The organism is Micromonospora sp. NPDC005252, from assembly GCF_042872475.1.
In the GTDB taxonomy this organism is placed as follows: domain Bacteria; phylum Actinomycetota; class Actinomycetes; order Mycobacteriales; family Micromonosporaceae; genus Micromonospora.
This window is the reverse complement of record NZ_JBIAKN010000002.1, coordinates 345,904-358,828: the sequence shown is the minus strand read 5'-3', so window position 1 is coordinate 358,828 and position 12,925 is coordinate 345,904. Positions and strand designations below refer to the sequence as shown.

8 protein-coding genes are annotated in these 12,925 nt (G+C 74.2%); 6 read left to right on the top strand and 2 right to left on the bottom strand.

What is annotated here, in order from left to right; genetic code table 11:
- The first annotated feature begins 33 nt into the window (after positions 1-33).
- Positions 34-1,272 (top strand): tryptophan synthase subunit beta, encoded by a 1,239-nt coding sequence (gene trpB, locus ACFYPH_RS07395; RefSeq protein WP_355067205.1) that lies wholly within the window; start codon positions 34-36, stop codon positions 1,270-1,272.
- Position 1,273: 1 nt separating this feature from the next.
- Positions 1,274-2,077 (top strand): tryptophan synthase subunit alpha, encoded by an 804-nt coding sequence (gene trpA / locus ACFYPH_RS07390; RefSeq protein ID WP_387179962.1) that lies wholly within the window; start codon positions 1,274-1,276, stop codon positions 2,075-2,077.
- 293 nt (positions 2,078-2,370) lie between these two features.
- On the opposite strand, the gene ACFYPH_RS07385 is transcribed toward trpA, so the two are convergent.
- Complete coding sequence (locus tag ACFYPH_RS07385; protein ID WP_387179959.1) at positions 2,371-2,979, bottom strand: NUDIX hydrolase; 609 nt, start codon at positions 2,977-2,979, stop codon at positions 2,371-2,373.
- Positions 2,980-3,080: 101 nt separating this feature from the next.
- On the opposite strand from ACFYPH_RS07385, the gene lgt reads away from it, so the two are divergent.
- Both lgt and ACFYPH_RS07375 read left to right on the top strand, forming a co-directional pair.
- On the top strand, positions 3,081-4,271 hold the full coding sequence (lgt, locus tag ACFYPH_RS07380; protein WP_355067202.1) for a prolipoprotein diacylglyceryl transferase: 1,191 nt from the start codon (positions 3,081-3,083) through the stop codon (positions 4,269-4,271).
- 15 nt (positions 4,272-4,286) lie between these two features.
- On the top strand, positions 4,287-5,474 hold the full coding sequence (locus ACFYPH_RS07375) for an FAD-dependent monooxygenase (protein ID WP_234587996.1): 1,188 nt from the start codon (positions 4,287-4,289) through the stop codon (positions 5,472-5,474).
- Between the two features lie 67 nt (positions 5,475-5,541).
- On the opposite strand, the gene ACFYPH_RS07370 is transcribed toward ACFYPH_RS07375, so the two are convergent.
- Entirely contained in the window at positions 5,542-6,378 is an 837-nt protein-coding gene (locus ACFYPH_RS07370; RefSeq protein ID WP_387180535.1) for a GNAT family N-acetyltransferase, read from the bottom strand.
- 174 nt (positions 6,379-6,552) lie between these two features.
- Between ACFYPH_RS07370 and gltB the strand changes: the two genes are divergently transcribed.
- Both gltB and ACFYPH_RS07360 read left to right on the top strand, forming a co-directional pair.
- The gene (gene gltB, locus ACFYPH_RS07365; RefSeq protein ID WP_387180532.1) at positions 6,553-11,244 is read left to right on the top strand and encodes a glutamate synthase large subunit; all 4,692 of its coding nucleotides are present in this window, start codon (positions 6,553-6,555) and stop codon (positions 11,242-11,244) included.
- Entirely contained in the window at positions 11,237-12,772 is a 1,536-nt protein-coding gene (locus ACFYPH_RS07360) for a glutamate synthase subunit beta (protein ID WP_387179956.1), read from the top strand. The genes gltB and ACFYPH_RS07360 overlap by 8 nt, the downstream gene beginning before the upstream one ends.
- Positions 12,773-12,925: the final 153 nt, after the last annotated feature.

Genomic DNA, 12,925 nt, shown 5'->3' with positions numbered 1-12,925 from the left:
CGCCGGTGTGACGCCCCACCGAGAGGATTTCCGATGAGCGCCGATGCGCTGGCCCCGGCGGCCGGCTCGCAGCCCGACTCCGCCGGCCACTTCGGCCGCTTCGGCGGTCGGTTCGTGCCCGAGGCCCTGGTGGCCGCGCTGGACGAGCTCGACGGGGCGTGGCGTACGGCGATCGCGGACGAGTCCTTCCGGGCCGAGTTCGGGGCGCTGCTGCGCGACTACGCGGGCACGCCGTCGCTGCTCTACGAGGCCCGGCGGTTCTCCGCGAAGGTCGGCGCGCGGGTGCTGCTCAAGCGTGAGGACCTCAACCACACCGGCGCCCACAAGGTCCGCAACGTGCTCGGCCAGGCACTGCTCACCAAGCGGATGGGCAAGACCCGGGTGATCGCCGAGACCGGGGCGGGCCAGCACGGCGTCGCCACCGCGACCGCCGCCGCCCTGTTCGACCTGGAGTGCGTGGTCTACATGGGCGAGGTCGACACCGAGCGGCAGGCGCTCAACGTGGCCCGGATGCGGATGCTCGGCGCCACGGTCGTCCCGGTCACCACCGGCTCGCGCACGCTCAAGGACGCGATGAACGAGGCGATGCGCGACTGGGTGGCGAACGTTGACGAGACCCACTACCTGATCGGCACCGCCGCCGGGCCGCACCCGTTCCCGGCGATGGTCCGTGACTTCGTCCGGGGCATCGGTGACGAGGCCCGCCAGCAGTGCCTCGACCTGACCGGCGCGCTGCCGGACGCCGTCACCGCCTGCGTCGGCGGCGGCTCCAACGCGCTGGGCATCTTCCACGCCTTCGTTCCCGACGAGGACGTGCGGCTCTACGGCTTCGAGGCCGGCGGCGACGGGGTGACCACCAGTCGGCACGCCGCGAGCATCACCGGCGGGTCGGCGGGCGTGCTGCACGGCGCCCGCACGTACGTGCTCCAGGACGCCGACGGGCAGACGCTGGAGTCGCACTCGATCTCCGCGGGCCTGGACTACCCGGGCGTCGGGCCCGAGCACGCCTGGCTGCACGACACCGGCCGGGCCAGCTACCTGCCGGTCACCGACGCCGAGGCGATGGCCGCGTTCGAGCTGCTCTGCCGCACCGAGGGGATCATCCCGGCGATCGAGAGCGCGCACGCCCTCGCCGGCACCGTCACGCTGGCTCCGAAGCTGGCCGCCGAGCTGGGCCGGGAGCCCACCATCGTGGTCAACCTCTCCGGCCGGGGCGACAAGGACGTGCACACCGCCGGGGACTACTTCGGCATCCTCGACAAGGAGCACTGAGATGAGCCGCATCGGGGTGGCCTTCGACAAGGCCCGGGCCGACGGGCGGGCCGTGCTGGTCGGCTGCATGCCGGCCGGGTTCCCGACCGTCGAGGGCAGCATCGCGGCCATGACGGCGATGGTCGAGGCCGGCGTCGACGTCATCGAGGTGGAGATCCCGTACTCGGATCCGGTGATGGACGGCCCGGTCATCCAGAAGGCCAGCGACATCGCGCTGGCCGGCGGCGTCCGGACGTCCGACACGCTGCGCATCATCGAGGCGGTCGCGGCGACCGGCGCGCCAGTCGTCACGATGACCTACTGGAACCCCATCGAGCGGTACGGCGTGGACGTGTTCGCCCGCGACCTCGCCGCCGCCGGCGGCACCGGCCTGATCACGCCGGACCTCATCCCCGACGAGGCTGCCGAGTGGCTGGCCGCCTCGGACGCGCACGGCCTGGACCGCACCTTCCTGGTGTCGCCGTCGTCCACCGACGCCCGGGTGGCGATGACCGTGCACAACTGCCGGGGCTTCGTCTACGCCACCGCCGTGATGGGGGTGACCGGCGCTCGGGCGCGGACGTCCGACGCCGCCCCCACGTTGGTCTCGCGGGTTCGCGCGGTCACCGACCTGCCGGTCGGTGTCGGCCTGGGCGTGGGCACCGGAGCGCAGGCCAGCACCGTCGCCGGGTACGCCGACGGGGTGATCGTCGGCAGCGCGCTCGTCCGTTGTGTGCTCGACGCCTCCTCGGAGGCCGAGGGGCTGGCCGCGCTGCGCACCCTCAGCGCCGAACTCGCCGAGGGCGTCCGCAACCCCGCGCGCTGACCTCGGCCCCCGGGCCCGGACGCCGGCCCTTCGGGCCGCTGGGCGCTGCACCGCTGGTCCCGTTCGGCTGGCCGGTGGTTTCGTTCGGCCGGCCGGTGCGACGGACGGCATGAGCGCCGGGCCTGCCTTTCGCTGAAGAGACGTATACCTGTGAGTCATGTTCATGACTCACAGGTATACGTCTCTGCGGCGCGTGCGCTCCCCAGGGCGCGGGCATCAACGACCCGTGACCCCCGCTGGCCCGGGCCGCGGTGAGTGCGGCGTCCGGCAGTGAGGTTGCCGGCAGTGCGGAGTCAGGGCAGTAGGGACGGGTCCGCTGCCGGCTCGCCGCGTTGCTCCGGCGGCTGACCGGCCCCCGACCGCTCATCGCGATCCGCGATCGGCCGGGCCTGCGTGGCAGGTTGGCCCTCCCCGGTGGGGCGGCCCGGCGGCGTGGGGGTGACGGCGTCGAGCGCCCAGGAGACGCGGCGCAGGACGCCGGAGCGGCCGGCGAGCCCGTCGGTGACGGCCGCCCGGGTGAGCGGGGTGACGGCCTCGGGCAGCACCCCGGGGGCGTGCCAGGACAGCCGGCAGCCCGGCGGCGGGTCGGCACTCGGCCGGCCCTCGGCGACACGCGCGCGGAACACGTGCACCAGGATGTCCGGCAGCGGGCCGGCCCGCCCGGCTCGCGTGTGCGTCGTCGGGCCGTCGAGGTGGTAGACGCCCACCAGGTCGACCAGGTCGATCTCCCAGCCGGTCTCGGTGCGGATGTCGCGCAGCGCCGCCCGCACCGGGCTCTCCGCCGGGCGCAGCCGGCCGCCGGGCAACGCGTAACGGCGCTGGCCCCGGCCCTGGCGGCAGAGCAGCACCCGGCCGGCGGCGTCGGTGACGACCGCGGCGACCGCCCAGGTGAGCGCGCTCATGGACAAAGAGCGTACGGCGGCGCAAACCAGAAGTCATCGGGATCCGCGCACGGCGGCCCGGGGTGCCGCTGCGGGGGTGCGCAGCGGTAGCGTGTGCACCCGTGACCATCGCCTCGCTGTCCCCCCAGGCGGCCCTGCCCAGTCCCAGCACCGCGGTATGGCAGCTCGGGCCGGTCCCGATCCGGGCGTACGCGCTGTGCATCATCGCCGGCATCGTGCTGGCCTGCTGGGTGACCGAACGCCGTCTGCGTCAGCGCGGCGTCGCGCCCGGCGCGGTGCTCGACATCGCCGTGTGGGCGGTGCCGACCGGCATCATCGGCGCCCGGATCTACCACGTGATCACCTCTCCGGAGAAGTACTTCGGCGCCGGTGGCGAGCCGATGAAGGCGTTCGCCATCTGGGAGGGCGGTCTCGGCATCTGGGGCGCCGTCGCCGGTGGGGCCATCGGCGTGTGGATCGCCGCCCGCCAGCTGGGCATCCCGTTCAGCGTGGTGGCCGACGCGCTCGCGCCCGGGCTGCCGCTGGCCCAGGCCGTCGGGCGGCTCGGCAACTGGTTCAACAACGAGCTGTTCGGTGGCCGCACGACCCTGCCGTGGGGCCTGGAGATCCACCGGATGGACCCGGACAACCCGGGGCACGCGCTGCGGGACGACGCCGGGCAGCCGATCCTCGAACCCGGCCTCTACCACCCGACGTTCCTCTACGAGGCGCTGTGGAACCTGGGCGTGGTCGCGCTGGTCCTCATCCTGGACCGGCGGTTGCGGCTCGGGCGGGGCCGGGCGTTCGCGCTGTACGTGATGGGCTACACCGCCGGCCGGTTCTGGATCGAGCTGATGCGCACCGACGAGGCGAACCAGATCTTCGGCGTACGGCTCAACGTCTGGACGGCCGCCCTGGTCTTCCTCGGCGCGTTGATCTACTTCGTGCGGGTCCGCGGCCCCCGGGAGTACCTGATCCCGATCGGCCCGGCCGCCACGCCCACGCCGCCCACCACGTCCGACCTGTCCCAGGTCGACGTCTCCGAAGGCCAGACCGGCGCGCGCGCCGCTGCCCCGGAGGGTTACCGGGTGGTCAGCGAGGAGCAGTACGACACCTGGCGGAACACCGGCGTGGCGCCGCCGGAGGCGGCCGACGACGTACGCCCCGAGGGCGCCGAGCCGCTCGACGACGAGGCGACCGACGACGAGGCAGCCAGCGCCCGCGCCGACGGGCCGGCGGATGACCCGCGCGAGGCGCGCGACGAGGACCGGGCCGACGCCGCCGGCGTACGCCCCGCCGACCGGGACAGCTGAGCGGGGGCGGCACCGATGCGAAGCGCGGTGGTGGTCGGCGCCGGGGTCGGAGGCCTCGCGGTCGCCGGCGCGCTGGCCCGGTCCGGTTGGCAGGTCACCCTGCTGGACCGCGCCGAGCGGGTCCGCCCCGAGCCGACCGCCGTGGTGCTCTGGCCCAACGGCGTCCGCGCGTTGCAGGCCCTCGGCCTCGGTGCCGGTCTGGCCGCCATCGCCACCCCGCTGCCCGACGGTGGGGTCCGCCGCCCGGACGGGCACTGGCTGGTGCAACCCCGGCCGACGCCGGCCGACCGGATGCCGGTGGTGGTGCACCGGGAGGATCTGCACGACGCGTTGATCGCCGGCCTCGGTGACCGGGTCGAGCTGCGTACCGGGGTGACCGTGCGCCACGTTCGCGTCGAGCCGGGCGAACGCCCGGGTGTGAGCGACGGACGGCACACCATCGAGGCCGACCTGGTGGTCGCCGCGGACGGCACGGACAGCGTCATCCGTCGCCAACTGGCCCCCGAGTCCGGCGTGGTCAGCTCCGGCTGCGCGGCCTGGCGGGCTGTCATCCCCTGGTACCGGGCGCCCCGGCTGCCCGCCGACCAGCCGATCGCCGGCGAGGTTCTCGGCGCGGGCTACCGGTTCGTGGCCGCCTCGCTGGGCGAGCGTGGCTCCTCGGGCGGTTCCAGTCGGGGTGGCATCTACTGGGTGGCCACCGCCGCCGGCGCTCCCCGCCCCGAGCCGCCGGAGACCCAGCTCGCCCTCCTGCGCCGCTGGTATGCCGGCTGGCCGGCGCCGATCGCCGCGCTGCTCGACGCCACCGACCCGAGCGACCTGGTGCAGCAGGAGGTCCGTGAGCTGCGCCCGTTGCCCCGCGCCTACGGCTTCGGAGTCGGGCCGGGCGGGGTGGTGCTGCTCGGCGACGCGGCGCACGCCATGCCGCCGCACCTCGGCCAGGGCGCCTGCCTCGCCTTCGAGGACGCCGCGACGCTCGCCTCGCTGCTGCGCGAGGCCCGCCTGCCCGACGCCGTGCAGACGTACGACCGGGTGCGCCGTCCCCGGGCGGCGACAGTGGTCCGCCAGACCCGGCGCATGTCGGCGGTGCTCCAGACCCGGGGCCGGTTGGCGCTGCGCGCCCGCGACGCCGCGCTCGGCACCATCAACTCGCGGCTGCTCTCCAGCGCCGCCGCCTCCGCGGCGCAGTGGCGTCCGCCGGCCTGACCGCCCGCGTGGCTATGCGAAACCGCGTGGCTCTGGGAAACCGCGTGGCTCTGGGAAACCGCGCGGTTCAGGGGATCAGGGCGGCGGGTTCGGCGATGCAGGCGGTGCCGATGCGGCGGAAGCCGACCCGCAGGTAGACCCGTGCGATCTCCTCGCTGCCCGCGGAGAGGAAGACGAGGTCGGTGCCGGCGGCGAGCAGTTCGCGGGCGAGGGTGGCGGTCAGCGCGGCGCCCATGCCGCGACGGCGCGCGGCCGGCAGGGTGGCTACCCCGGCGATCTCCGCGACGTCGTCCACCCGCATCGCCATGCCGCTGGCCAGCGCGCCCTCGGTCGGCGTCCCGGCCAGCGCGGAGATCCGCCGGCCGTCGGCGATCCGGGCCCGCTCCTCATCCAGCGCGGCGAGCTCCAACTCGGTGACCGCCGCGTCGCGCTCGGCCGGCCCGGCCGGGCCGGCCGCGGTGCCGGCGGCGCCGAACGCCACGGCCGCCACCGCCCGCCGGGCGGCCACGTCGGCGGCGAAGTCGGGCGAGTCCGCCGCCAGCACCCGCACCGGTACGTCGGACAGCGTCGCCGGGTCGGGCAGCGCGGTCTCGTCGAGGACCATCAGCGGGGCCTCCAGCACGTTCAGCCCCGCCGAGCGGGCCACCGCCAGCAGCTCCGGGGTCGTCTCGTGCACCCACTCGAAGGCCTCCGGAAGGCCCAGCTCCCGCTGGCGCTCCCGCACCGAGCTCACGTCGGCCAGGGACGGCGCCTCGGTGGCGCCGATCCGGGGCCGGGCGTAGAACGGCCAACCGGCACCCTCGCGGACGAACAGCACCAACCCGCCGTGCTCCTCGGCGCCGGCGACGTCGCGGGGCACGGCGTCGTAGAAGCGTTCCAACCGGTCGAAGATGTCCTTGTGCACCGAATCCACCGCGCGAGACTACACGTCCCAGACTCTGGACGGTGTGATCAATCTTGAGTGGCCTTGTGCCCCCAGCCCTAACGTAGACTCAACAGACCCACGGGCCGACGTCGTCCCCACCATGATCCAACCTGAGTGACGACAGGAGGCCCGGTGGCTCAGCCGTACGCGGACATGACACAGCCGCACCCGCACAGCCCGCAGGCGTCCCCGACGCCCGGCCCCCATCCGCCCGCCCAGGGCCTCTACGACCCGGCGCAGGAGCACGACGCCTGCGGGGTGGCCTTCGTGGCGGACATGCACGGCCGACGGTCCCACGCGGTCGTCGCCAACGGGCTCGGTGCGCTCTGCCGCCTGGACCACCGGGGTGCCCGGGGCGCGGAGCCCAACACCGGCGACGGCGCGGGCATCATGATCCAGGTCCCGGACGCGTTCCTGCGCGCGGTCGCCGACGTCACGCTGCCACCGGCCGGCGAGTACGCCACGGGCCTGGTGTTCCTGCCCGACGACGACGCTGCCGAGGCCCGTGCCCGCCGGGTGGTCGAGAAGTACGCGCTGGTCGAGGGCGCGGACCTGCTCGGCTGGCGGGACGTGCCGATCGAGCCGCAGGGGCTCGGCGACACCGCCCTGGCGGCCATGCCCCGGGTGCGGCAGGTCTTCGTGGCCGCCCACCGCCTCACCGACTCGCCCGCCGGGCCGGCCGGTTCCGCCCTGAGCGGCATCGACCTGGACCGGGTGGCCTTCTGCCTGCGCAAGCAGGCCGAGCGGGAAACCGCCGAGCGGGGCGTGCCGGCGTACTTCCCGTCGCTGTCCAGCCGCACCATGGTCTACAAGGGCATGCTGACGCCCGACCAGCTGCCGGCGTTCTACCCCGACCTGCGTGACGAGCGGGTGGAGAGCGCGATCGCGCTGGTGCACTCCCGCTTCTCCACCAACACCTTCCCGTCCTGGCCGCTGGCGCACCCGTACCGGTTCATCGCCCACAACGGCGAGATCAACACGATCCGGGGCAACCGCAACTGGATGCAGGCCCGCGAGGCGCTCCTGCGCTCGCCGAACGTGCCGGGCAACATCCGGCGGGTCTTCCCGGTCTGCACCCCCGCCGCCTCCGACTCGGCGAACTTCGACGAGGTTCTGGAGCTGCTGCACCTGGCCGGGCGAAGCCTGCCGCACGCGGTCCTCATGATGATCCCCGAGGCCTGGGAGAACGACCCCGGGATGGATCCGGCCAAGCGTGCCTTCTACCGCTTTCACGCCAGCCTCATGGAGCCGTGGGACGGTCCGGCGTCGGTGGCCTTCACCGACGGCGAGATCGTCGGCGCGGTGCTGGACCGCAACGGGCTGCGCCCGGGGCGCTGGTGGCAGACCGACGACGGCCTCGTGGTGCTCGGCTCCGAGGCGGGCGTGCTCGACCTGGACCCCGCTCACGTGGTCGCGAAGGGGCGACTCCAGCCGGGCCGGATGTTCCTGGTCGACACCGTGGCCGGGCGGATCGTGCACGACGACGAGATCAAGTCCGAGTTGGCCGCCGCGCAGCCGTACGGCGAGTGGCTGCACGCCGGGCTGATCGAGCTGGACGACCTGCCGCCCCGTGAGCACACCGTCTACACCCACGACTCGGTGCGCCGCCGCCAGCAGACCTTCGGCTACACCGAGGAGGAGCTGAAGGTCCTGCTCGCGCCGATGGCGCGTACCGGCGCGGAGCCGCTGGGCTCGATGGGCACGGACACCCCGATCTCGCCGCTGTCCACCCGGCCGCGGCTGCTCTACGACTACTTCCACCAGCTCTTCGCCCAGGTCACCAACCCGCCGCTGGACGCCATCCGCGAGGAGCTGGTGACCAGCCTGGCGTCGACGATCGGGCCGGAGGGCAACCTGCTCGACCCGGGCGCGGCGAGCTGCCGGCAGATCGTGCTGCCGCACCCGATCATCGACAACGACGAGCTCGCGAAGATCCTCTCCATCGACGAGGACGGCGACCTGCCCGGCTTCAAGGCGGTGCGGGTCTCCGGGCTGTACCGCATCCGCGAGGGCGCCGCCGGGATCAAGGCGCGACTGATCGAGATCTGCCGGCACGTCTCCGAGGCCATCGAGGACGGCGTCCGCATCCTGGTGCTCTCCGACCGGGACTCCAACGCCGATCTCGCGCCGATCCCGTCGCTGCTGCTCACCGCCGCCGTGCACCAGCACCTGGTGCGGGAGCAGACGCGCACCCAGGCGGCGCTGATCGTGGAGTCCGGCGACTGCCGAGAGGTGCACCACGCGGCGGTGCTGATCGGGTACGGCGCGGCGGCGGTCAACCCGTACCTGGCGTTCGAGTCCGTGGAGGACATGATCACCACGGGCACGCTGGCCGGCGTGCAGCCCGCGGCCGCGGTGCGCAACTACGCCAAGGCGCTCGGCAAGGGCGTCCTGAAGATCATGTCGAAGATGGGTATCTCGACGGTCTCGTCGTACTGCGGTGCGCAGGTCTTCGAGGCGGTCGGGCTGGACACCCGGCTGGTCGACCGCTACTTCCGGGGCACCCCGAGCCGGATCGGCGGCGTCGGGCTGGCCGGTGTGCACGCCGAGGTGGCCGCCCGGCACGCGCTGGCCTGGCCGCCGGCCGGCACCGTCGGCTCCGACCGGCTGGAGGTCGGCGGCGAGTACCAGTGGCGCCGCGAGGGTGAGCTGCACCTGTTCAACCCGGAGACGGTCTTCCTGCTCCAGCACGCCACCCGCAGCCGTCAGTACGACGTCTTCCGCCAGTACACGGCCAAGGTCGACGCGCTCGCCGCGCAGGCCGGCTCGCTGCGCGGGCTGTTCACCCTGCGCACCGGGGTCCGCCCGGCGGTGCCGATCGAGGAGGTCGAGCCGGCCACCGAGATCGTCAAGCGGTTCGCCACGGGCGCCATGTCGTACGGCTCGATCTCGGCCGAGGCGCACGAGACGCTCGCCATCGCGATGAACCGCCTCGGCGGCAAGTCCAACACCGGCGAGGGCGGCGAGGACGTCGATCGGCTGCACGACCCGCTGCGGCGCTCCTCGGTCAAGCAGATCGCCAGCGGCCGGTTCGGTGTCACCAGCGAATACCTGGTCAACGCCGACGACCTGCAGATCAAGATGGCCCAGGGCGCGAAGCCCGGCGAGGGCGGCCAGCTGCCCGGCAACAAGGTCTGGCCGTGGATCGCCCGGACCCGGCACGCCACTCCCGGCGTCGGCCTGATCTCGCCGCCGCCGCACCACGACATCTACTCCATCGAGGACCTGGCCCAGCTCGTGCACGACCTGAAGTGCGTCAACCCGGCCGCCCGGGTGCACGTCAAGCTGGTCAGCGAGGTGGGTGTGGGCACGGTCGCCGCCGGTGTGGCCAAGCTCAAGGCCGACGTCATCCTGATCTCCGGCCACGACGGCGGCACGGGCGCGTCCCCGATGAACTCGCTCAAGCACGCCGGCACCCCGTGGGAGCTGGGGCTGGCCGAGGCGCAGCAGACGCTGCTGCTCAACAAGCTGCGCGACCGGGTCACCGTGCAGGTCGACGGCCAGCTCAAGACCGGCCGGGACGTGCTGATCGCGGCGCTGCTCGGCGCGGAGGAGTTCGGCTTCGCGACCGCGCCGCTGATCGTCTCGGGCTGCGTGATGATGCGGGTCTGTCACCTGGACACCTGCCCGGTCGGCATCGCCACCCAGAACCCGGTGCTGCGCGAGCGGTACACGGGCACGCCGGAGTTCGTGGAGAACTTCTTCCTGTTCCTCGCCGAGGAGGTCCGGGGGTACCTGGCCGAGCTGGGCTTCCGGTCCATCGAGGAGGCCATCGGGCAGACCGAACTGCTCGACGTGGCCCCGGCGGTGTCGCACTGGAAGGCCCACGGGCTCGACCTGGCACCCGTCCTGCACCTTCCGGAACTGCCCGCCGGCGCTGCCCGCCGCGGGGTGCGCGCCCAGGACCACGGCCTGGAGCACGCTCTGGACAACGAGCTGATCGCGCTCGCCCGGCCGGCGCTGTCCGAGGGCGCGCCGGTCCGCGTCGAGGTCGCGGTGCGCAACGAGCACCGCAGCGTCGGCGCGATGCTCGGCGGCGAGGTGACCCGCCGCTTCGGCGGGGGCGGCCTTCCGGACGACACCGTCGAGTTCGTGCTGCACGGCACCGCCGGGCAGTCGTTCGGCGCGTTCCTGCCGCGCGGGGTGACGCTGCGTCTGCACGGCGACGCCAACGACTACGTGGGCAAGGGCCTCTCCGGGGGCCGGCTCATCGTCCGTCCGGACGCCGCCGCGCCGTTCCTCGACCCCGACGCCGAGCCGGGGCAGCGCGCGGAGGATCAGATCATCGCCGGCAACACCATCCTGTACGGGGCCACGTCGGGCGAGGCCTTCCTGCGCGGCCGGGTGGGGGAGCGGTTCGCGGTCCGCAACTCCGGCGCGGTCGCCGTCGTCGAGGGCGTCGGCGACCACGGCTGCGAGTACATGACCGGCGGCACGGTGGTGGTGCTCGGCGCGACCGGCCGCAACTTCGCCGCCGGCATGTCCGGCGGGACGGCGTTCGTGCACCTGTTGGAGACCGCGCGGGTCAACACGGAACTGGTCGACCTGGCGCCGCTGGGCGAGCAGGAGCAGACGCTGCTGCACGAACTGGTGCAGCGGCACGTGGCCGAGACCGGGTCGGCGGTCGCCGAGGAGCTGCTCAAGCGCTGGCCGGAGGCGGTGTCCGAGTTCACCGCGGTGGTACCCCGCGACTACCGCCGGGTGCTGGAGATCATGCGGGCCGCCGAAGCAGCCGGCCGCGACGTCGACGACGCGGTCATGACAGAACTGACCGCGCCCGCTGTGCCGGCGATGCCGGTGCCGCCCGCCCCGCGGGTGGCTGCCCAGGAGGTGGCACGTGCCTGACCCGAACGGTTTCCTGCGCTACGACCGGCGGCTGCCGGCCCGCCGCCCGGTGCCGGTGCGGATCAGCGACTGGCGGGAGGTGTACCCGCCGGCCGGCGAGGAACTCATCCGCGAGCAGGCCACGCGATGCATGGACTGCGGCATCCCGTTCTGCCACGACGGCTGCCCGCTGGGCAATCGCATCCCGGACTGGAACGACCTGGTCCGCACCGGCAACTGGGACGCCGCGGTGGAGTCGCTGCACGCCACCAACAACTTCCCGGAGTTCACCGGCCGGCTCTGCCCGGCGCCCTGCGAGGCGGCCTGCGTGCTGGGTATCGCCGGCGGCCAGCCGGTCACCATCAAGCAGGTCGAGGTGGAGATCGCCGACGCGGCCGCGGCGCGCGGGTTCATCCCGCGCCCGGTGCCGGCGCCGTCGGGCCGGTCGGTCGCCGTGGTCGGTTCCGGGCCCGCAGGCCTGGCCGCCGCCCAGCAACTGGCCCGCGCCGGTCACGCCGTGACGGTGTACGAGCGCGACGACGCGATCGGCGGCCTCCTCCGGTACGGCATCCCCGACTTCAAGTTGGAGAAGCGGCACATCGACGCCCGGTTGGCGCAGCTCGCCGCCGAGGGGGTGCGCTTTCGCACCGGCGTGAACGTCGGCGTCGACGTCACCGCCGAGCAGTTGCGCGCCGAGCACGACGCGGTGCTGCTGGCCTGCGGGGCCTTGCAGGGCCGGGACACCCCGGAGACCCCGGGGCGGGCGCTGCGGGGCGTACACCAGGCGATGGCGCACCTGGTCGCGGCGAATCGCGCGGTCGCCACGGCGGCCGGCGGCGGGCCTGGCGTGGCGGTCACCGGCGAGGGTCGGGCGGCCCGCGCGGTGCTGCCGGACGGCACCCCGATCGACGCGGCCGGCAAGCACGTGGTGATCATCGGTGGCGGGGACACGGCGGCCGACTGCCTCGGCGTCGCCCACCGGCAGGGCGCCGCCGGCGTACACCAGCTCGACCTGTACCCGCAGCCGCCGCACGAGCGCGACGAGGCCCGGGACCCGTGGCCGACCTGGCCGTGGATCCTGCGCAGCTACCCGGCGCACGAGGAGGGTGGCGAGCGGGTCTTCGCCGTGGCGGTGCAGGAGTTCGTGGACGACGGCACCGGTCAGGTGCGCGCGGTGCGGATCGCCGAGGTGACCGTCGAGAAGCGCGACGGCCGGCGGATGGTCACCGTCGTCCCGGGCTCCGAGCGGGAGTTGCCGGCGGACCTGGTGCTGTTGGCGATCGGTTTCGAGGGCACCGAGCAGCAGCCGCTGCTGGAGCAGTTCGGGGTGACCCGCAACGCGCGGGGGGCGATCGACGCCCGCGACGACTGGCAGACCGCAGCCGACGGCGTGTTCGTCGCCGGTGACATGCACCGGGGCGCCTCGCTGATCGTGTGGGCCATCGCCGAGGGGCGCGCGGCGGCCGCCGCGATCCACGGTTACCTGGGTGGTGCCGGTGCGCTGCCGGCGCCGGTCGGCCCGGCCGCGCAGCCGCTCGCCGTTCGCTGACTCGCCGTTCGGTGACTCGCCGTTCGCTGAGGAGTTCCCGGAGCCGTGCGGGCCGGGGGGGGGGGGGCCGGCCCCCCCCCCCCCCCCCCCCGGGGCCCCGGCCCCCCCCGCCCCGGGCCCCCCCCCCCCCCCCAAAAAGAAAAAACCGGCCGA

Coding starts and splice junctions, on each gene's coding strand:
- trpB (WP_355067205.1), top strand. CDS start 34: ATGAGCGCCGATGCGCTGGCCCCGGCGGCCGGCTCGCAGCCCGACTCC.
- trpA (WP_387179962.1), top strand. CDS start 1,274: ATGAGCCGCATCGGGGTGGCCTTCGACAAGGCCCGGGCCGACGGGCGG.
- ACFYPH_RS07385 (WP_387179959.1), bottom strand. CDS start 2,979: ATGAGCGCGCTCACCTGGGCGGTCGCCGCGGTCGTCACCGACGCCGCC.
- ACFYPH_RS07375 (WP_234587996.1), top strand. CDS start 4,287: ATGCGAAGCGCGGTGGTGGTCGGCGCCGGGGTCGGAGGCCTCGCGGTC.
- gltB (WP_387180532.1), top strand. CDS start 6,553: ATGACACAGCCGCACCCGCACAGCCCGCAGGCGTCCCCGACGCCCGGC.